This window comes from Collinsella sp. LCP19S3_A7 (assembly GCF_052121995.1).
Lineage (GTDB): Bacteria > Actinomycetota > Coriobacteriia > Coriobacteriales > Coriobacteriaceae > Collinsella.
Genome location: NZ_JBQKDE010000013.1, coordinates 1 through 20,371, shown reverse-complemented (window position 1 = coordinate 20,371; position 20,371 = coordinate 1). Strand labels below are relative to the sequence as shown.

The 20,371-nt window shown below is 61.8% G+C and carries 13 protein-coding genes, 1 tRNA gene and 1 other RNA gene; 4 read left to right on the top strand and 11 right to left on the bottom strand.

Annotation, left to right across the window (positions count from 1 at the left end; genetic code table 11):
- Positions 1–31 precede the first annotated feature (31 nt).
- Positions 32–2,599, top strand: a complete 2,568-nt coding sequence (gene rlmKL, locus ACTQV3_RS06830; RefSeq protein ID WP_441067887.1) for a bifunctional 23S rRNA (guanine(2069)-N(7))-methyltransferase RlmK/23S rRNA (guanine(2445)-N(2))-methyltransferase RlmL — start codon at positions 32–34, stop codon at positions 2,597–2,599.
- Positions 2,600–2,694: 95 nt separating this feature from the next.
- On the opposite strand, the gene ACTQV3_RS06825 is transcribed toward rlmKL, so the two are convergent.
- The 4 genes from ACTQV3_RS06825 to ACTQV3_RS06810 form a co-directional block, all read right to left on the bottom strand.
- Positions 2,695–3,408: a response regulator gene (locus tag ACTQV3_RS06825; RefSeq protein ID WP_427727663.1), complete on the bottom strand. Its 714-nt coding sequence runs from the start codon at positions 3,406–3,408 to the stop codon at positions 2,695–2,697.
- 4 nt (positions 3,409–3,412) lie between these two features.
- Entirely contained in the window at positions 3,413–5,038 is a 1,626-nt protein-coding gene (locus ACTQV3_RS06820; protein WP_441067889.1) for a sensor histidine kinase, read from the bottom strand.
- 187 nt (positions 5,039–5,225) lie between these two features.
- Positions 5,226–7,253 (bottom strand): KUP/HAK/KT family potassium transporter, encoded by a 2,028-nt coding sequence (locus ACTQV3_RS06815; RefSeq protein WP_427719648.1) that lies wholly within the window; start codon positions 7,251–7,253, stop codon positions 5,226–5,228.
- A 158-nt stretch (positions 7,254–7,411) separates the two neighbouring features.
- Entirely contained in the window at positions 7,412–8,281 is an 870-nt protein-coding gene (locus ACTQV3_RS06810) for a nitroreductase family protein (RefSeq protein WP_441067891.1), read from the bottom strand.
- Between the two features lie 213 nt (positions 8,282–8,494).
- Here ACTQV3_RS06810 and ACTQV3_RS06805 point away from each other — a divergent pair, with 213 nt between their 5' ends.
- A complete protein-coding gene (locus ACTQV3_RS06805) occupies positions 8,495–10,795 on the top strand; it encodes an LTA synthase family protein (protein ID WP_441067893.1) in 2,301 nt (766 codons plus the stop codon).
- A gap of 682 nt (positions 10,796–11,477) precedes the next feature.
- On the opposite strand, the gene bilS is transcribed toward ACTQV3_RS06805, so the two are convergent.
- The 5 genes from bilS to tadA all read right to left on the bottom strand — a co-directional run bounded on the left by bilS (position 11,478) and on the right by tadA (position 18,280).
- Positions 11,478–12,029 (bottom strand): flavodoxin family protein BilS, encoded by a 552-nt coding sequence (gene bilS / locus ACTQV3_RS06800; protein WP_441067895.1) that lies wholly within the window; start codon positions 12,027–12,029, stop codon positions 11,478–11,480.
- 111 nt (positions 12,030–12,140) lie between these two features.
- Positions 12,141–14,000 carry an ABC transporter ATP-binding protein gene (locus tag ACTQV3_RS06795; protein WP_441067897.1) on the bottom strand — a complete coding sequence of 620 codons (1,860 nt, stop codon included), beginning with the start codon at positions 13,998–14,000 and terminating at the stop codon, positions 12,141–12,143.
- Entirely contained in the window at positions 14,001–15,884 is a 1,884-nt protein-coding gene (locus tag ACTQV3_RS06790; protein ID WP_441067899.1) for an ABC transporter ATP-binding protein, read from the bottom strand. It abuts the gene before it with no gap.
- 342 nt (positions 15,885–16,226) lie between these two features.
- Positions 16,227–16,322: signal recognition particle sRNA small type (gene ffs, locus ACTQV3_RS06785), an RNA gene on the bottom strand.
- Positions 16,323–16,498: 176 nt separating this feature from the next.
- Complete coding sequence (tadA, locus tag ACTQV3_RS06780) at positions 16,499–18,280, bottom strand: tRNA adenosine(34) deaminase TadA (protein ID WP_441067901.1); 1,782 nt, start codon at positions 18,278–18,280, stop codon at positions 16,499–16,501.
- A gap of 51 nt (positions 18,281–18,331) precedes the next feature.
- Here tadA and ACTQV3_RS06775 point away from each other — a divergent pair.
- Positions 18,332–18,421: transfer RNA gene (locus tag ACTQV3_RS06775), tRNA-Ser, on the top strand.
- Positions 18,422–18,423: 2 nt separating this feature from the next.
- Here the strand turns inward: ACTQV3_RS06775 and ACTQV3_RS06770 are convergent.
- Positions 18,424–19,008, bottom strand: a complete 585-nt coding sequence (locus tag ACTQV3_RS06770; RefSeq protein WP_195838605.1) for a TetR/AcrR family transcriptional regulator — start codon at positions 19,006–19,008, stop codon at positions 18,424–18,426.
- 211 nt (positions 19,009–19,219) lie between these two features.
- On the opposite strand from ACTQV3_RS06770, the gene ACTQV3_RS06765 reads away from it, so the two are divergent.
- Positions 19,220–19,771, top strand: coding sequence for a LemA family protein (locus tag ACTQV3_RS06765; protein ID WP_427719860.1), 552 nt, complete (start codon positions 19,220–19,222; stop codon positions 19,769–19,771).
- Positions 19,772–20,279: 508 nt separating this feature from the next.
- On the opposite strand, the gene ACTQV3_RS06760 is transcribed toward ACTQV3_RS06765, so the two are convergent.
- The gene (locus ACTQV3_RS06760; protein ID WP_226812388.1) at positions 20,280–20,366 is read right to left on the bottom strand and encodes an IS3 family transposase; all 87 of its coding nucleotides are present in this window, start codon (positions 20,364–20,366) and stop codon (positions 20,280–20,282) included.
- Positions 20,367–20,371: the final 5 nt, after the last annotated feature.

The following is a 20,371-nucleotide window of genomic DNA, read 5'->3' as shown; positions in this document are numbered from 1 at the left end:
TAATGGAGCGACGCAACCAGAGAGGTCACCCATGGAATTTTACGCAAGCTGCCCCGAGGGCTTTGAGTCCGCACTCGCCGATGAGCTTAAACGCCTCGGGCTTTCGCATGTCCGCCGGCTGAAGGGCCGCGCTACGTTTGAGGGCGAGCTCGAAGAAGGCTACCGCGCCTGTCTGTGGTCGCGCCTGGCGAGCCGCGTGTTCGTGGTTCTTGGGCGCTTTGAGGCGCAGGATGCCGACGAGCTGTACGATAGCGTTTACGACATCGCCTGGGAGAACATCATCCGTCCCGGCGCCACTATCGCCATCACCGCCCGCGGCGTGACCGAGCAGCTGCGCAACACACGCTTCTCTGCCTTGCGCGCCAAGGACGCATTGTGCGACCGCCTGGCCGAAACCACGGGCCGTCGCGCCGATGTCGACGCCGCCGACCCCGATGTTCACCTACTGCTTTCGCTGCGCCAGCGCCGCGCGAGCATCAGCCTGGACCTTTCGGGCGACCCGCTGTTCAAGCGCCTGCCGCCCGCCGCGACCCGCACCGGCGAGGGCACACACGTGCTGCGTCCCGACTACGCCGCCCTGGTGCTGGCGCAGGTCGGTTGGACCGCGCTGTGTGAGCTCGAGCTGACGGCCGATGATTACGAGAATGAAGCCCTGCCCACGCTGATCGACGCCTCGTGCGCCGGCGGCGGTCTGCTACTGGAGGCCGTGAACATTCTGACCGACCGCGCCCCGGGCGCTGCACGCGAGCGCTGGGGCTTTGAGGGCTGGCAGCCGCACGACGCCGCCCTGTGGGAGCAGCTGCTTGCCGAGGCACGCGAGCGCGAGGCGGCGGCGCGCGAGCGCCAGGCGCGCATCGTCGCCGTGGACATTGACCCCGCTGCCCGCAAGACTGCCGAGCGCATGGTCAAGTGCGCCGGCTACAAGCGTTTTGTCGACTTTTGCGCTGCCAAGCCAGCCACCGTGCTGGACCATGCAGGCGCTGTCGCCGGTGCCGCCGTGGTCGCAGACACCACCGAGACCCCGCTTTCGCTCATGCACGACGCCATGACGCTGGTCGGCGAGCTGCGCCGCGCGCCCGAGCTTGCCGCGGCACCGGTCGCCGCGCTCACCCGCGATGGATTGCTGGCCCGCTCGCTCCACGCCGAGCCCGAGCGCTCGATCGCCGTCATGCCCAACAACGAGGAGGCGACCGTCGAAGTCTGGCCGTCGCTCGACCACGCCGCCGCAGCGTTTGAGGCTGCGACCAGCGCAGATGCCGAGGCCGAGGTTGCGGATACCAACGAAGTCAACGACAAAGCCGCCAGCACCCCCATGCCCGAACCTGCCGCCACGCTCGACCTGGGCGACGGCAAGCCGCTGCCCGTGCTCATCCCCGAGTCCGAGCAGTTCGCCAACCGCTTGCGCAAGAACGCCCGTCTGCGCCGCAAGTGGGCAAAGCGCGAGGGCGTGAGCTGCTACCGCGTCTACGATGCCGACCTACCCGATTACTCCGCCGCCATCGATCTATACGAGGGCTGCCCGCAGACGCCGGGCCGCTGGCTCGTCATCGCCGAATACGCCGCGCCCAAGACCATCGATCCCGCGCTTGCCCAGGCCCGCATGCTCGACATTCTGGCCATCGCGCCGCGCATCCTAGATGTTCCCGCCGAGCACGTGCACGCCAAGGCCCGCATGCGTTCGCGCGGCGGCTCGCAGTACGGCAAGCAGGGCGCCGGCAAGGGCGGCTCGGGCGAGCGCGCCAATATCGCACGCCGTCGTCTGCCTCTCATCGAGGAGGGCGGCCTTACCTTTGCCGTCAACTTTGACGACTACCTGGACGTCGGCATCTTCTTGGATCACCGCGTCACCCGCAACCTGGTGCGCGAGCACGCCAAGCAGGCGCGGCGCTTTCTCAACCTGTTCGCCTATACCGGCACCGCTACCTGCTATGCGGCAGACGGCGGCGTCGAGGAAACTGTGACGGTCGACCTCTCCAACACCTACCTGGACTGGGCCGAGCGCAATATGCGCCAGAACGGCTTTGTTGGTCCGCAGCATCATTTTGTGCGCGACGACGTGCTTGCTTGGATTCGCGACCAGCGCCAGACGCGCAACCGCTGGGACCTGATTTTTGTCGATCCGCCCACGTTTTCGAACTCATCAAAGATGGGCCGCCGCACCTGGGACGTCCAGCGCGACCATGTTGAGCTTTTGGCCGGCGTATCGCGCCTGCTCGCACAGGGCGGCCACGCCATCTTTAGCTGCAACCTGCGCGGCTTCCGCCCCGAGACGCGCAAGCTCGCGCGCGCGGGCGTCGTGCTAGAGGACATTACGGCGCAGACCATCCCGGAGGACTTTGCGCGCAACCAGAAGGTGCACCATTGCTATATCGTGCGCCGCCTGCCCATCGAGGACGCCATGGCCGAAGTCGGCTTTAGCGCCGAGGAGATTGCAGAGCGAACCGAAGAGCTGCGCAACCCCGAAGCCCGCAAGCCTCGCGCAACGACGCCCGCGCAAGCGCAGGCCGGAGACCGAGGGTCGCGCGGCGACAGCAAGCCTGCCTGCGCCGGCAAGCCCAAAAAGAAGAAGTTCTACGCCAGCAAGCCCAAGGGCAGATAAACCAAGTTGCGGTGGAATACGGACTGTTTTGCCTGGAATTAGGCAAATTTAAACCGTATTTCACCGCAACTCATATTGGGATGGTGGTTGGCGATCTAGCCTTGGGTGACCAGGCGATAGCCGATACCCACGTGCGTCTGGATATAGCGCGGATGCGCCGGATCGGACTCGATCTTCTTACGCAACGTGCCCATAAAGACACGAAGGCTCGCCAGGTCGCTCTTAGTTGCCGTGCCCCAAATCTCGTGCAGGATAAACTGGTGCGTCAGCACCTTGTCGGCGTTGTGCGCCAGCAGGCACAAGAGCCTGTACTCGATCGGCGTCAGATGCAGCTCCTCGCCATCCATCGTGGCGATGCCGGCATCAAAATCGATATGCAGCTCACCGGTATCGAACGAGCCCTCGGAGGCAACGCCGCCCGTTTGCGCATACGAAAGGCGCCTGAGCGTCGTGCGAATGCGCGCGAGCAGCTCCTCGACCGAAAACGGCTTGGTCAGGTAGTCGTCGGCACCGGCATCGAGTGCGCGAATCTTGTCCGCATCCTCGCTGCGCGCCGAGACCACAATGATCGGCATGCCCGACCATGCGCGCACCGACTCCACCACCTTGACGCCGTCCATATCGGGCAGGCCCAGATCGAGCAGCACAATACTCGGTGCCTGCGATGAGGCGGCGGCGATGGCGGCATGGGCGGTCTCCACGGCCATATGGCGCAAGCCGTGCGCCTCGAGCGCGGCAACGATAAGGTTGCGGACGGCGGGGTCGTCCTCAACGACCAAGATGAGCGGTTTCATGGCAGAGTTCGACACAGCGTTACTCCTTATCAAACGAAACGTCGGCGGCGGGAAGCCCAATCGTAAAGACCGAGCCGTGCGGGTCCGCCGCGGCAACCTCTATGCTACCGCCATGCGCCAACATAATGGATCGACAGAGCGAAAGTCCCAAGCCCACGCTGCGATGGCTATCAGCCAAGCCATGGTTGACAGTGTAGAACGATTCAAAGATCCGGCCCTGCTCCTCGGGCGCAATACCGGGACCGTCATCGGCGACGGAACATGCCACCTGTCCATCGTTCGCCATAATCGAGATCACGATATGCGAGCCCGACGGCGTATAGGCAATAGCGTTGTTCACCAGGTTCACCACCAGCTGCACCATCAGGCGCGCATCGACGTTGACGAGCGCCGGCTCGTCGCACGGCACCACCTTAAGATCGTGCTCGCGTACAGCCGGATTCACGTGGCGCAGCGCCTCCTCGACGATATCGTCCATGAGCTCAAGCGTGGTCGACAGATGCATGCCGCCGCCCTCGAGCTTTGTGATGGCGAGCAAATTCTCGACGGTGGCGTTGAGCCATTGCGCATCCGAACGAATGGAAAGGAGCATGCCGCGGCGCGTCTGGCTATCGAGCACGGCCGTGCCGGTCGAACCCTGGTCGAGTAGCACGTCGGCATTGCCCGAAATGCTGGTAAGCGGCGTGCGCAGATCGTGTGAGATGGAGCGCAGCAGATTGGCGCGCAGCTGTTCGTTTTTGGCGAGCACCGCCGCCTCCTCGCGGGCCTCCATGGCGCGGGCGCGATCGAGTGCCAGCTCGCCTTCGCTCACGATGGCGTCGGCAAGTGTCCGTTCCTCGTGCGTCAGCACGTCGGGCTCGGCAACGATAGCCAGCACGCCCACCACCGAGGCGGGGTCGCCCGAGCGCACGAAGCCGTCGCCCGTGCAAACCGTCAGGTAGATGCCATAAAACGCTGAGCCGCCATAGGTGGCATCGAGCGGCGTTCCCACATAGGCGGACGCCGAGAGCCGCGGCGGCATCTGGGGCGTCAGCTGGTGCACCGGCGCGGCGTCACCCACGGCCGTGTACGTCGCACGCGGCAGCAAGTCATCATCGTCGGCGTCGGCGCTGTACCACACGACCGGACAGCCCGAAAGACGCGCCAGCTGCGTTGCCATGGCATGCACAATCTGCTGCTGATCGGAACACCGCTGCAGCATGCGGTTGGTCTCGAGCACCATATGCGTGCGACGGTCGCTGGCGGCAGCCTGTGCCAAGGCGCGGCGCAGGGCCAACGCAATCGAGCTCGACACAAGCGAGACCACAAACATGATGAAGAACATGCCGGGATAGACGCGGTCGATAAACGATAGCGAGCAGCGCGGGTCGACAAACAAGAAGTTGTAGAGCGCTACGGCGGCAGCCGAGCTCAGCAAGCAATACAGACGGCTCCAGGTAAAGAATGCGCACAGCTGCACGGCGAACACATAGACGATCATGATGCTCGGCGCGAGACCAGGATGGTCGAGCAGCGCACCCACAATCGTCGCCGCGACCAGCAGCCCCGCCGATACGCAGGCGTCATACAGAGGGCTGCGACGTGTCAGCGTTGTGCGCCGCCACCAAAAGCTATCGGCAATATCGCCGTCCGCACGGACGTCCATCGGCACCCCGCCCCTCTCTTAAAAACAAAAACCACCACAGAGGGACAGCACCTTTGTGGCGGTTTCCCTTGTGGTGGTTCCAAGTGTATAGCCTTTGCAGCCTGCGGTCGTTAGACAAACAGCACGTGCGCGAGCAGGGCGCACACTCCTGTCCATCGAAGGCCAACTCCATGCAACCTGTCGGCGACTACGGGCGCTCGTTGGGGGCCAAGCGCTGCATCTTGTTCACAGCCTTGAACTTGGTGAACAGCGGCACATACTCAAAGCTCACGTTGGAGTTCTCCAGGCCATACCAGCGCGCCGGCGTACCGGCAAAGCGGCGGATGATGTACTTGAGCGTGATGGCCGTGCGCTCGCTCGGCTCCACGTCACTCTCGGGCGCCAGGAGCTTGCGGATCATGACGAACTTAAACGTGCCGATGTTGCCCGGATCCTTGTAGACCGAGTAGTCATGCATCTGCGGCGGCAGCTCGCCAGTGGCGGCCAGATCCTGAACAACCTGGCGCAGGTAGGCGTTCACGCGCTGGTTAACCTTGTAGCCCAGGTACAGATGCACGCGGAAAACATAGTCGGTGCCAAACGTCTCGACCGAATAGGCAAAGGTATGCGGTTCGTCCATGGTCTCGACGTTCACGAACCACCAGGCGCGGGCGCGCTTGGGATGCTTGTCCAGAATCGAGTAGACGATATCGCGGTCGATGTAGTCGGTATTGGTGTCCTTGGTCAGGTACACGATGTTGTCGCTCATAAGCTCATAGCGATCGTCGTCGCGCAGGCGCTTGAGCTGCGGCAGATAGCTGCGCAGCGGCAGCAGCGTAAACTGACGCCGCTCGACCGCCGTGCCGTTGTACCAGCACAGCATAACGCCCATGATGAGCATGGCCATAAGAATAGTGAAATAGCCACCGTGGAAAAATTTGGTGAGCGAACTCACAAAGAAGAAGCCCTCGAGCATAAGGAAGAACACAACGAAGATATACGGGACGACCTTAAGGCCGCGATCAACATGCAAGTAGAAGAAGAGCAGCAGCGTCGTGCACATCATGGTCAGGGTGATCGCCAAGCCGTAGGCGGCCTCCATGTGCGCCGAGCTCTGGAACAGCAGCACCACGATGACGCAGCCCACAAGCATGACGTTGTTGACCATGGGAATATAGAGCTGGCCCTTGGTCTCGGCAGGATAGAAGACCTGCATGTGCGGCATGAGGTCCAGGCGGCTGGCCTCGGACACCAGCGAGAAAGCGCCGGTGATGAGCGCCTGCGAGGCAATGATGGCCGCGACGGTGGAAAGGCCGACGGCAAAGGGACGCAGGCCCGGGGTAAGCATCTGGTAGAAGGGGTTGAGGTCGGCGATACCCATGAGCTCCGGGTTGCCGGCGTTGTTGATAAGCCACGCGCCCTGGCCCATGTAGGACAGCAGCAAGCAGCACTTAACGAACGGCCAGGTTGCGTAGATGTTGCCACGGCCCACGTGGCCCATGTCGGAGTAGAGCGCCTCGGCACCGGTGGTGGCGAGGAAGCAGCTGCCCAGAATCATGATGCCCGCATGGTTGTTGGGGCTCAACAAAAAGGCGATGCCGCGCACCGGGTTGAGGCACAGCAGCACGGCGGGGTGCTGGAAGACAAAGAACAGACCCGTGCCGCCCAGGAACAGGAACCACAGCGTCATGATGGGGCCAAAGGCGTGGCCGATCTTGGCCGTGCCGATGCGCTGCACCAAGAAGAGCGCAATGATGATGGCAAGCGTGATGGCCACGACGCGGGCCTGATCGTCGCCCAGCACGGCATGGACTGCCGGAATGGTGCGCAGGCCTTCGATAGCCGTAGTCACGGTAACGGCAGGCGTGAGGATGCCATCGGCGAGCAGTGCCGCGCCGCCCAGCATGGCGGGGATGATGAGCCATTTGCCGCAGCGCTTAACCAGGCTGTACAGAGCAAAGATGCCACCCTCGCCATGGTTGTCGGCGCGCAGCGAGATGAGCACGTACTTGACGGTCGTCAGCAGCGTGACCGTCCACACGACAAGGGAGAGTGCGCCGAGCACGAACTCCTCCGTGACGCTTCCGATGCCGCCGTTGCCGGCAACGAGCGCCTTGGTTACATACATGGGGCTGGTGCCGATATCGCCATACACCACGCCCAGCGTGACGAGCATCGCCGAGATGCTCACAGGAATCGCAGCGTGCGAGGCTGCCTCCTTGGCCTTTTGTTCCATAAGCCGGTTTCCTCCCAACTTTAACGTTCGAGGGGATTATAGATAATCGTCCCATGTTTTAATGCACTGTTTTCCCAGCTAGATAAACATTTATACGGCCTTTAGGCCACCGCGGCGATATGGAATGTGACAAAGGGACTGTCCCTTTGTCACATTCGTCATTTTCCGAGCCAGTTTTTGAACCACCACTCCATGGATCGGCTCATCTCGGCCATAAAGGGGCTCGTGTGCTTGCGGGTGTAGATATCCACGACGCGCTCCCCCACCTCGCGGGCATGCGGACGGAACATCGCGTCCATCTCGGCCACCTGCGCATCCATGGTCGCGGCATCGGCGCGGCGATAGCGCTCCTCGTGCACCAGGTTCACCACGGGATGCGCAATCGCCGGGCGCTCCTTGCGGGGCGTGCCGATGATGAGCATCGACAGCGGCATGGTATAGGGCGGCAAGTCCAGCAGCGCAGCAACTTCCTCGGCGTTCTCGACGACATCGCCGATATAGCAGCTCCCCAGCCCCAGGGCCTCGGCGGCGACCACGGCGTTTTGGGCAGCGATCACGGTATCCTGCGCCGCGATGGCAAAGTCGCCTAAACCCGGCGCGCGGCGGGGCGCCTTGCCCGTGCGCTCGACAAACTCGGGCTCAAAGCAACCCACGTGCTCAAACAGATCGATCCACTTGGCATAGTCGACCACAAATATAAGTGCCCAGGGCGCCTTGGCGATCATGGGCTGGTGGTCGCACAGGTCGGCCAGGCGATCGAGCGTTGTCTGCTCGCGGATACTCACGATGGAATACATCATCATGGCGCCTGCCGACGGCGCGCGGCTCGCCGCATGCAGAATCGCCGCCCGCTGCTCGTCGGTCACTGCTACGGGACGGTCGTTGTCATCGCGCGCAAAAGCGCGCGTGGACGAACGGTGCTCCAAAATGTCCAGCACCGCGTTGCCCGTGGTCTCGACCGGATAGCCGCCCGTGCCCATGCCAGCGCCCACGTCGCCCGCACTCGTCATACAAACCTGCTCGTTCATCGCCTTAACCTCGCCATTTCTTTAAGAAGCCTTTACGTTTCCGTGTAATTCCCGTCCATTATCGCGCAGGTCGCCACTACATTGCGCCACACCGCCACACATGCGCGCTAATATGGCTGGTTGTTGTGCGCAGCCACCAATCGCAGCGCATATCTTGGTAACAATCGGGTAAACCCCCGCTTTCGTAGTTTTAAGTTTGTGAGGAGTCTCAGCATGTTCGCAGCCGCCATCTCGCTCGTCGGTCTTGCGGCGACCGTCTTCCTTGTCTTGCGCGAGGCCAAAGCCATTCGCGCGCAGTCGGGCACCGTTGCCAAGGGCGCTCTTGGATGGAGCGTCGCCTTCGGTCTGTTCCAGGTCTTTTTGACCATTTGGGGCGCCATGGGCCTCGTCGCCCAAAACGAGCCGCTCGCCTTTGTGATGCTCATCCTGACCAACGCCATCCTCACCGGCTGCGCCTGGGCCAGCATCGCACGCGACCGCATCGCCCCGCGCGTCTTTGCGTTCGCCGCGCCCGACGCCCCCGCCCCCACCGGCAAGCTCGCCCGTCTGCGCGGCGCCTTTGTGGGCAAACCGCTCGTCGCCGCCGTGCTGTGCCTGCTGCTCGCCGGCGTCTTTGCGCTGCTGGGCATGGAGGTCTCGTCCAACCACGACTTTACCTGGGTCTACCCCCTGTGCATACTGCTCGAGTGGGCCATCATCACCACGCTCATGGTCGGCCTGTTCTTCCTGTTCCAGCGCCGCGGCGCAGCTCCCGCCGCCCTGGCCTTCGCCCTCTTTATCCTGGGCATTGCCGAGTTCTTCGTCATCACGTTTAAATCCATGCCCATCCAGCCGGGCGACCTTTCGGCCATCTCCACCGCCGCCGCGGTCGCCGGCAACGGCTACACCTACTCGATCTCGCTGTTCTGCGTGCTGTCCATGGGCTTTACCGCCATCGCCATGCTGCTATGCGAGTACGCCGACCTGGTAGCACCGCACCGTCAGAAGGGCGCCGCCAACGCCAAGCGCATGCTGCTCACCAACCTGCTCGTAGCGGTGCTGTGCCTGGGCGGCGTGACCGCGCATGTCACGCTTATCGACTACTACAACACCCTCGGCATCACCGTCTACACCTGGCGCCCGCTCGAGAGCTACTGGCGCGAGGGTTATCTGCCTGCCTTTATTAGTGCGGCACAGTCCATCAAGCCGCCCAAACCCACCAACTACTCCGCCGACGACGCCAAGGCAACGCTCAAAAAGTATGCCAAGGCCTATGACAAGTCCGATGCCGCCACAAGCGACGCCCGTACCGCCGCCCAAGAGCAGTTCGATAGCGAGAAGCCCACGGTCATCGCCATTATGAACGAGACCTTCTCGGATCTTTCGATCTATCAGGAGATGCACGCCGGCTACGAGGGCCCGCAGTACTTTAAGAACCTGTCCGACTGCCTCAGCCGCGGCAAGCTCTACGTGAGCGCCTACGGCGGCGGCACCGCCAATACCGAGTTTGAGTTTATGACCGGCAACTCCATGGCCAACCTGGGCTCGGGCGTGTACCCCTACACCATCTACAACATGGAAACGACCGGAAACCTGGCAGAGCAGTTCAAGTCGCTCGGATATTCCACAACGGCCATGCACCCCAACCACGCAACCAACTGGAACCGTGAGAACGTCTACAAGGACTTTGGCTTTGACCAGTTCCTGTCTATCAACGATTTCCAGGGAGCCGACACCTTGCGCGGCATGGTGACCGACCAGGCAACCTACGACAAAATCCTTGAGCTGCTCAACCAGAACGCCGACCCGCAGTTCATCTTTGACGTGACCATGCAGAACCACTCGGGCTACGATACGGGCCTGCTGCCGGCAGATAAGCAGATGCACCTGAACATCGACACGACCGATCTGGACGCCAAGACCATCGAGGACGGCACACTCTCCGATGTCGACGAGTACGTCTCGTGCATCGAGCAGTCCGACCAGGCACTGCGCTACTTCCTCAATGCCCTGCGCAATCTCGACCGCAAGGTGGTCGTGGTGTTCTGGGGCGACCATCAGCCGTTCTTCCCGTCCAAGTTCAACGATAAGTGGTTTACCGGCGAGGACGACGCTACGCATCAGGAGCGCCTGTGGCAGACCGACTACATCATCTGGGCCAACTACGACGTTGCCGGCTGCGACCAGGCGAGCGAGGTCGACGACCTGTCCACCAACTACCTGTCCACCCAGCTGATGCAGCTGATCGGCGCACCACTGACCGACTACCAGAAAGCGCACATGACGCTGCGCAAGTCGCTGCCCGCCATCAACTCGGTGGGCTACGAGGACGCTAGCCTGCGCTGGGCGCTCTCCTCCAACGTCACCGGCGAAGACGCCGTCGCCGCGGCGGCCACCAAGGCGCGCGAGGATTACGCCAAGATGCAGTACTACGAGATGTTCCGCGACGGTAAGAACGTGTACACCGAGCACCTCCAGACCGAGGCCAACGAGACCGACCCCAACCTGGCGCCGGGTACGACCAAGATCAAGTAGCGGCGCGTCTTACCTGGTTCGTCTGCCCGGCGGCACGGAACGTAAGGTTCCCTGCTCGGACAGTCCTGCTCGCACGGGGAGCACATTGAGTGCTCTCCGGCTCGTGCGGAACTCGCGATGAACCTTACGTTCTGCGTCGCCGGGCAGCCGCCTCGGTGTTGAAGCGCGGCTTGTCATGGGGGCATCTGCTGAACATATAATAAGTTGAAGGCCACGTCATGTGGCCTTTTTTGCATCCGGAAACCGTGTCCCAGAATCTGCCTTCGGAATGGGACGCAGTTTCCGCTTGAGGGCCTGTTGGGAAAGCGCATCCCACTTCAAGAGTAAATTCCGGGTCGCACTTTCCGCTAAGGCTCTCAACCGGAAAGTGCATCCCATTCCAAGCCTTAATTCCGGGACACAGTTTCCGGACAAGGCGTAAAGCGGAAAGTGTATCCCAGTCTGAGCGCCGATTCTGGGACACACTTTCCGAAACCCTGCCCATCTGGAAAGCCCGTCCCACGCTCAATACATCCAGCGGATGCAGGAGAGCGTGTCTTCCAGGACGGCCTCGTCATCGGGGTGATGGAAAATGTCGCCCCACACGCTTGCCACGGTTGCTCCCGCGAGTGTCAAGAAAAAAGCCTCGAGGATTTCGAGGCTTACGCTTCTGTATTATTTCACATGCGCGGCAGCGATAGACCTACTCGCCCAGCACGGCCTTCTTGGCGGCTGCCGCTATGTTGTCCAGATCTTCCTTGGTCGGATGGTCCTTAGCGGCAACCCAGTTGTCGAGCAGCAACTTAGCGCGGGCGTTGTCGGGATCTTGCTCGAGCATGGCCTCGTAGCGCTGCTTGACCGCAGGGCCCATCTTGCCCTGGCACATCGCCCAACCTACAAGCTCGGCATCATTGGCCAAATTGGAGGTCACGCGATCGATAATCTGCTGATAATAGCTCTGGTCGGCGCCAAAACCGCAGGTGCCAAACAAAAAGACGCGCTTGCCGTGCAAGGTGGAGAGCAACGCCGCGACCGAAGGCGTGCACGCGCCCTTGTCACACCAAAAACCGACGAGCACCGTGTCGGCCGCGCAGGCGCCCTGCGCCTCGAGCGCAACCTGATCTGCATCCGCATCGTCGCTCAACGCCGCGGCATGGACAAACTCAACACCCGCAGCCTGCAGAGCGCGCTTGATCGCGCCCGAAACCATCCTGGTATTGCCGCTCTTGCTGTTAACCACCAAAGAGCACGTCATAGTCACGTTGCCTCGTTTCCCCCAAAACTAAAGCCACTAATGAAATTTATTAGATGAATATCTTAGTACCAACGTGACAGATGTAAACCACCGGCCGCTAATCGGTGGCCCCTACTGGGCAAACTGGCTGCGGTAAAGATCGGCATAGAAGCCGTCTGCCGCCAGCAGCTCGTCGTGTGTGCCGCGCTCGATAATCTCGCCGTCGCGCATCACCAGAATGCAGTCGGCGTTGCGAATGGTGCTCAGGCGGTGCGCCACCACAAAGCTTGTGCGACCGGCCATGAGCTCGTCGAATGCCGCCTGCACCTGCAGCTCGGTGCGGGTATCGATGCTCGAGGTCGCCTCGTCCAGCAGCAAAATCGCCGGGTCGGTGAGCATGACGCGCGCGATGCACAGCAGCTGTTTTTGACCCTGGCTAAACGTGCCGCCGTCCTCGCCAATCACCGTGTCGTAGCCCTGCGGCAGCTGCACGATAAACTTGTGCGCATGCGCGCGCTTGGCAGCTTCGATAACCTGCTCGCGCGTGGCATCGGGACAGCCGTAGGCGATGTTATCTGCCACCGTGCCCTCGAACAGCCATGTATCCTGCAACACCATGCCAAAGGCACGGCGCAGGCTTGCGCGCGTGTAGTCACGCGAGGAACGGCCATCGACCGCAATGCGGCCGGCATCGATATCATAGAAACGCAGCAGCAAATTGATGAGCGTTGTCTTGCCACAGCCCGTAGGGCCGACCAGGGCAAAGCGCATGCCGGGCTTGGCCTCGATGCAGATATCCTGCAGCAGCTTGCGGTCGGACACGTAGCTAAAGTCCACATGCTCAAAGGCGACCTCGCCCTGCGGTGCGGCAAGCTCTATAGCGTCCGACGCGTCGGGCTCCTGCTCGCGCGCATCGAGCAGCGCAAACATGCGGCGCGCCGAGGCATACGCCGCCTGGATCTGCGTAATAACGTTGGTGACCTCGTTGAACGGCTTGGTGTACTGGTTAGCATAGGACAGAAAGATCTGCACGCCGCCCACCGTAAGCGCCGCGGGCACGCCCGTGATCACGCCCACGCAGCCGATCACAGCGACCACGACATAGATGATGTTATTGATAAAGCGCGTGCCGGGGTTGGAGAGCGAACCCATAAACTGCGCGCGCTCGCCCGCGGTGTAGAGCTCGGCATTGAGGGCATCGAAGCTCGCTTGCGCGTTGGAGCCATAGGCAAAGGCGTCGACAAGCTTCTGCTCGCCCACGTACTCCTCGATATGACCACCGAGCTGGCCTTGGATGCGCTGCTGTGCCGTAAAGCTTTTGTTGGAGAGCTTGGCAATAGCACCGGCTGCAAAAATGGAAAGCGGCGTGACGAGCACCACCACGAGCGTCATGGTCAGGTTGATGGAAAGCATAAACGCGAGCGTGCCCACGATGGTGATAACGCCGGTGAAAAGCTGGGTAAAGCCCTGCAGCAGGCCATCGCCCACCTGATCGACATCGTTGACCACGCGGCCCATAAGGTCGCCGTGGGCATGGCTGTCGATAAAGCTGAGCGGCATGCGGCTGAGCTTGTCGCTCACCTCCACGCGCATGTCGCGCACCGTCTCGTAGGACAGGCGGTTGACGCAGTAGCCCTGCAGCCACTGGAAAGCCGCAGCACCTACGACGACAATCGCGAGCTTGGTGACAAGCGGCAGCAGCGCGTCGAAGTCCACCTGCCCGGCGGCGACGATCAGGTCGATGCCCTCACCGACGAGGATGGGCGTGTAGAGCTGCAAGATCACCGAAGCGGCGGCACTCACAAACGACGCTACAAACGAAATGCGGTGCGGACGAACATAGCCCAGCAGGCGGCGAGTTACCGCGCCCACGGGATAGCGCTCGGGATCGCCGGGCTGACGCGGGCCGTCACCCAAGTCACTGAGGTTATCGTTGCCGGACACGTTGGCCGTCATCGTGGCGACCGAACCGGAGGAAGTGTAGGGATTCATTTAGCAGCCCTCCTTTGCGCAGACGGATGCGGGGGCGGTCGGGGCGCCTGGGGCGGACGCGGGGCTTGGAGCGGGCGTGGGCGCCGTACTCCCCTGCTGACCCTCGAGCTCCTCGCGGCGAAGCTGCGACTGGCAAATCTCGCGGTAGAGCTGGCAGCTTGCATACAGCTCATCGTGCGTGCCCAAGCCCGCGACCGAGCCGTGGTCGAGTACGCAAATCACGTCGGCGTCGCGCACGGTCGAGACGCGCTGGCTCACGATGATGGTCGTCAGCGGCAGCCCGCCCTCGGCGGTACCGCACACGCTTCGTTCGCGAATGGCACGGCGAAGCGCTGCGTCGGTCTTAAAGTCGAGCGCCGAGGCGGAGTCATCCATAATCAGAACCTGCGGCGAGCCCACTAAGGCACGCGCGATAGTCAGGCGCTGGCGCTGGCCACCGCTAAAGTTCTTGCCGCCCGCCTCGACCGGGGCATCGAGGCCCTGCGGCTTGTTGCGTACGAACTCGCTGGCCTGCGCCATATCGAGCGCCGCCCACAGCTCCTCGTCGGTTGCCGCCTCGTCGCGCCAGGTCAGGTTGCTGCGGATGGTGCCACTCACCAGCGACGCGCGCTGCGGGACGGTCGCGACCACGTGGCGCAGCTGGTCGAGCGGCCAGGTGCGCGCGTCGGCGCCCATCACGCTCACGCTGCCGGCGCTCGCATCGTACAGGCGCGGGATAAGCGAGACGAGTGCGGACTTGCCGCTGCCCGTGCCGCCGATAATGCCGAGCGTTTTGCCCACCGGCAGCTCCAGGGTCACATCGTTGACGGCGTTGGCAGCGCCCGCGCCAAACGAAAAGCTCGCATGGTCAAAGCTCAGTGCGGGAACTGGAACAGCGCCACCCGCCAGTTCGCTCGGCTTGGGCAGCGCGACCGGCTGGTTGCCCTCATCGGTGATGCTCGGCTCACAATTGAACACCTCGTTGATGCGCGACGCGCTGGCGCTCGCCTTGGTAAAGACTACGACCAGGTTGGCGACGTACACGATGGAGGTGAGCGTCTGCGTCATGTAGTTGACGAACGCCATAACCTGGCCCTGCGTAAGCTCGCCCACGTTGACCTGGATGCCGCCCACCCACAGGATGGCGCACACGCCCAGGTTCATCATCAAAAACGTGACGGGGTTAAGGATTGATGAGAGCTTGCCCACCGCGATGGCAACATGCGCCTGCTCATCGGCGGCTAGGGCAAAGCGCTCGCGCTCGTGATCCTCGCGCACAAAGGCGCGGACCACACGGGCGCCCGAAAGGCCCTCGCGGCAGATAAGCGCGATGCGATCGAGCTTTGCCTGCAGCTGCTTGTAATACGGAATGCAGCGCGCCATGACAAACCAAAACACCAAGCCGATGGCGGGCGTGCAAATCAAGAAGATGATGCCGAGCTTAAAGTCGATGGCAAGGGCCGCGCACATGGAGCCCACCGCCAGGAAGGGCCAGCGGATGAGCATGCGCACGCCCAGCGCCACGGCAAGCTGCACCTGGTTGACGTCGTTGGTGATGCGCGTGATGAGCGACGGCGTACCAAAGCGGTCGAGTTCGGCATAACCCAGCTTATTGATGTGCTGGTAGAGCGCGCCGCGAATGTCGGTACCCATGCCCTGTGAGGTCAGCGCCGCCATCTTTTGGCAGACGAGCGTAAACGAGATGCCGATCACAGCCATGGCGGCAAGCAGCATACCGTAGTGGACGACGGCGTTGACATCGTGTGCGCCAATGCCCTTATCGATCATCTGGGCAATCACGAGCGGCGTCAGCAGGTCAAAGATCACTTCGATCAGCTTGCACGCAGGACCAATCACCATATACCGGCGAAACTTACCACCAAAACGCCTGAGCAGCTCAATCATAAAAAGGCGCTCCCTATCATCATCTCTCTTCAATCTGATTCATGATAGTACGGCGAGCCCTGGAGATGCGTAAGCAACTCGTTACAGATGTAAGGGCGACGGTCACCAGCGCCCAAGGCATGTAGCAGCCGATGTTTTGGCAACGCCAGCGAGCGCCGCAAGACACGGGATTCAATTCTTCAGATAAATGCGCCCTCTACGGGTGATTTTTGGACGAAGTGGTCCCGGTGCCGACGGGCTGTTTGGTAGTCGAGCGATCCCACAGGCAAAGCCGAGGACCAGCGAGACACCAAACAGCCCGTCGGCACCGGGACCACTTCGCGGCACCAAAAAGCGCCCGTGCGCTCGATGGATTCGGATGCCCGACAGAGGCTCCTTATGGCTGCTTCCTTCCGGACCTGACCAGATTCGGAACATGTCGTCATCCGAACCCATCGAGCGCGCTTGGCGCTCGGTATATCTTACCCGCTCCTGCCCGCTACGGCAAGGTAGCTAATTTGGGACGGGGCCAAAAAGACTACTTTTGAGTTGCGGTGGAATAGTTCCTGTTTTACGGCCAAGGCCAAAAACAGGAACTATTCCACCGCAACTTATTGAGACTTGCCTGGATAAACTTAAATACGGCCGAGGTCGTAGGCTCGAGCGGCCGCCTCGCCGGCACAGATGAGGTTGGTTGTGGCTTCCTGGGGGTCGAGCGCTTGGTCAAGGGGCATGGGTCTGCGGCAGACCGGCAGAACCAAGTCGATACCCTGTCCATACACCGCATCCAGGTTGTCGGCACGACCGCCCACGACGGCGACCACCGGCTTGCTATATCGCTTCGCACGACGGGCCACGCCCACCGGCGCCTTACCGGCGGCGGATTGCTCGTCCATATTGCCCTCGCCCGTTATGACCAGGTCGGCATCGCGCACGCACTCGTCAAACCCAATCAAATCGAGCACCGTCTCCACGCCCGAGCGCAGCTCCGCACCGAGCGCCAGCAGCGCGGCACCCAAGCCGCCGGCGGCACCGGCACCGGGCACACCAAGCACCGATCCAAATGACCGTGCGCCCTCGGGCGCGCGCAGAAGCTTCTGGGCTCGCATCTCGAAAATCGCCGCATCGAGCAGACGACCGTAGCCGACCATCCAGCCGTCGTACCCGCGCAGCGCCTCGACGTCACCCGTCGGCAGGCCTTTCTGCCCGCCAAACACCGCCAGGGCTCCTCGGCGCCCCACGAGCGGATTCTCAACATCGGAAAGCACCACGATACGCACTCCATTCAGCGCCCGAAGTGCTGGCGCCAAATCGATACTCGTCACGTGTTCGAGACCCGCAAGACCGGGGGCGATATTGCAGCCACACTCATCGACAAGATGCGCGCCCAACGCCTGCAGCATACCGGCGCCGCCATCGTTGGTAGCGCTGCCGCCCAAGCCAATATAGATAGTCTTTGCCCCAGCACGGACCGCGCGAAGCATGAGCTCGCCCACGCCATAGGTTGTGGCCGCCAACGCCGCCGATTCCGTGCAGGGCGAATACCCAATACCCGCCGCCTCGGCCATCTCAACTACAGCCGACTCGTGCTCGCCGTCCACCAGCATCCGTGCAGACACGCGATCGCCCAAGGGCCCTGCAACCTCGCAGGTCAAAAGCTCGCCGCCGCGCGCGGCGACGGCATCGAGCGTTCCCTCGCCACCATCTGCCAGCGGCAATGTGCACACATCGGCATCGGGCCACACCTGGAACACGCCTTCGGCAACGGCCGCCTCCGCCTGCGCGCTCGAAACGCTGCCCTTAAAGGAGTCGATCGCCAGCAGCACACGGCGGGGCCGGCGGCACGCGACACCAAAATCGACCGCCTCAACGGCAATATCTTCGGCACACGTGAGTGCCTTGGCATGAGCGACGTGCGCCTCAAGATCGGCCCCACAACCGCAGACAGCACCATCGGTGTCACGCAGCCCACTAAAATAGCCGCTCAACACCTCACGGCACTTGTCTGCCAGCACGCCGGCGGTCACATTAAACCGATGGTTCAGGCGCGAATCGGCATTGAGGTCATACAGCGAGCCCACCGCGCCCGCCTTGGCATCGGCCGCACCATACACGCAACGCCCCACGCGCGCGTTAACCATAAGCCCCGCGCACATGCAGCAGGGTTCGAGCGTCACGTAGACCGTACAATCGGAAAGGCGCCAACGCCCAAGCGTCTGAGCGGCGGCGCACAGGGCCAAAAACTCGGCATGTGCCGAAGGGTCCTGGTCGAGCTCACGGCGATTATGTGCCCTCGCGACAATCTCGCCCGCACGCACCACCACAGCACCAATCGGCACCTCGCCCACTGTCGCAGCGGCGCGCGCCTCCGCCAGCGCCTCGCGCATGAACTTCTCGTCGATTTCGGTGATCGTCATCGTTCGCCTTCCCTGTTGCAAATTCAAAACGATGCTATCATTACGACTCACGGAGAGATGGCAGAGCGGTTGAATGCGGCGGTCTTGAAAACCGTTGAGCGCGAGAGCGTTCCGGGGGTTCGAATCCCCCTCTCTCCGCCACCTTAGTGATTCACCGGCGTCATGGTGCGCTCAAACAGCGCATCGACCACGTCGGCCATCTCGGGTCGACGCTCAAGATCGTGGCCCGATTCCCACCAATTTGTGAACACTCGAATAATGCCACCGGCGATAAATTCCGATGTCGTCTCGAGCGAAACGGGCGCCAGGGCGTCTTCGGCAAGCGAGCTCATCACGCGCTCACGGATGGAATGCGCGATGCGGTCGCAAATCATGCCGGTCAGCATGCCCGACATGCTGCTCGCCAAAAGGTTATCCATGAGCTGCTCATGCGCCAGTACCATATTCATGGCATCGTCAAAGACCTCATGGCGAAGCGCCTGTACATCCACAAGCGGCTCCGCATCCGCTGCGTCGGTCTGGTTTTGCGGCAAGCCCGTCATAAGCTCATCGATATAGAAGGCAAAATAATCGTTTTTATCGCGAAAATGCTTATAGAACGTCGTGCGGCGAATCAGGGCCCGGTCGCAAAGCATGGCAACCGTCAAATCCTCAAACCGATACTCTTCCAAAAGCTCGGTAAAGGCGTCGAACAGGGCACGATAGGTTTTCTTGATACGAAGGTCCATCCGTATCGCCATCCTCAAGGCGTAGACAGCATTCCGTAATTTGTCGCATATCTTACACCTGTACCAACCGTTCGATATTGGCGCCCCCTCCCTGGTTGAAACAAAACGCTTACCGGAAAGTTCGGCACCGCCAAAGGTTGCGGGTATACTAGATACGTTATACCAACAACGGCCGGCGCAAAACGCCGCTGCCATTCGAAACGGAGACATCATGCTTCCCGTCATCATCGGTATCGTTGTTGTCGTTGTGATCGTCTGCGCCATCGCCGGCATCTACAACAACATGGTTACCAAGCGCAATCGTATCGATAACGCCTGGCAGAACATCGACACGCAGTTGCAGCGCCGCAACGACCTGATCCCCAACCTGGTCGAGACCGTCAAGGGCTACGCCAAGCACGAGCAGGACACGCTCGCCGCCGTGATCAACGCGCGCAACACCGCCGTAAGCGCCACCACCCCCGAGGCCAAAATGGAAGCCGACAACGTGCTGACCGGTGCACTGCGCCAGCTCTTTGCCGTGGCCGAGGCCTACCCCGACCTTAAGGCGAACACCAACTTTATGCAGCTCCAGGCTACGCTCGAGGACACCGAGAACAAGGTGAGCTACGCGCGCCAGAGCTACAACGACTGCGTGCTCAGCTACAACAACGCCATCCAGACGTTCCCGGCCGTTATCTTTGCCGGCATCTTCCAGTTTAAGGAGCGCCAGGGCTTCGAGGCCGCCGAAGCTGCCCGCCAGGCACCGACCGTCAAGTTCTAACAGATCCGCAGCGTATCCTTAATCAGGTATATGCATAAACCGTCCCGTCGAATGCATACTTCGGCTGGACGGTTGCTTTTTGCCCACAGGTACCCCAGTGGGCGGCGTGCAAATTTTGGAGTTTTCAGCATCCTGGAGCCCAAAGGAACAGGAACGGGCCCACAAAACCGCGTTGAAAACCCTGATTCTGAGCCCTCAGCACCTCAGGGATCACTCATTTTCTACAGGATGCGGCTCACGGCGCCTGACTTTCGCCCAAAATCCCGTATGCATGCGCACCCGGCTGCTGAAAACTCCCAAAAATGTACGCCCCGTCTCACCCCAGGCGAGCGGCAACCGGAAAACCGCGCACGCACCTCTTCCTGGTGCGCGGTTTTCCTACAGAACTGCGCGGGGTCACTAGGGCCAAGCTCCTTATGGAGCCCACACCCAGGCGCACTCCGCAGGACGAAAGAACCCCCGCCGCACGTTGAACTGCACCCCAAAACCTGGACGGCTTAAATAAGAACTACGCCGCAAGGGACTGTCTCCGGAACTCCTCCGGGGTCAGTCCCTTCAGTTTAACCTGGCGCCTCCTCGTGTTCCAATGGACCACGAAGT

Excerpts from the sequence above, each read along its gene's own strand:
- rlmKL (WP_441067887.1), top strand. The coding sequence starts at position 32 with ATGGAATTTTACGCAAGCTGCCCCGAGGGCTTTGAGTCCGCACTCGCC.
- ACTQV3_RS06820 (WP_441067889.1), bottom strand. The coding sequence starts at position 5,038 with ATGGACGTCCGTGCGGACGGCGATATTGCCGATAGCTTTTGGTGGCGG.
- ACTQV3_RS06815 (WP_427719648.1), bottom strand. The coding sequence starts at position 7,253 with ATGGAACAAAAGGCCAAGGAGGCAGCCTCGCACGCTGCGATTCCTGTG.
- ACTQV3_RS06810 (WP_441067891.1), bottom strand. The coding sequence starts at position 8,281 with ATGAACGAGCAGGTTTGTATGACGAGTGCGGGCGACGTGGGCGCTGGC.
- ACTQV3_RS06805 (WP_441067893.1), top strand. The coding sequence starts at position 8,495 with ATGTTCGCAGCCGCCATCTCGCTCGTCGGTCTTGCGGCGACCGTCTTC.
- bilS (WP_441067895.1), bottom strand. The coding sequence starts at position 12,029 with ATGACGTGCTCTTTGGTGGTTAACAGCAAGAGCGGCAATACCAGGATG.
- ACTQV3_RS06795 (WP_441067897.1), bottom strand. The coding sequence starts at position 14,000 with ATGAATCCCTACACTTCCTCCGGTTCGGTCGCCACGATGACGGCCAAC.
- ACTQV3_RS06790 (WP_441067899.1), bottom strand. The coding sequence starts at position 15,884 with ATGATTGAGCTGCTCAGGCGTTTTGGTGGTAAGTTTCGCCGGTATATG.
- tadA (WP_441067901.1), bottom strand. The coding sequence starts at position 18,280 with ATGACGATCACCGAAATCGACGAGAAGTTCATGCGCGAGGCGCTGGCG.
- ACTQV3_RS06770 (WP_195838605.1), bottom strand. The coding sequence starts at position 19,008 with ATGGACCTTCGTATCAAGAAAACCTATCGTGCCCTGTTCGACGCCTTT.
- ACTQV3_RS06765 (WP_427719860.1), top strand. The coding sequence starts at position 19,220 with ATGCTTCCCGTCATCATCGGTATCGTTGTTGTCGTTGTGATCGTCTGC.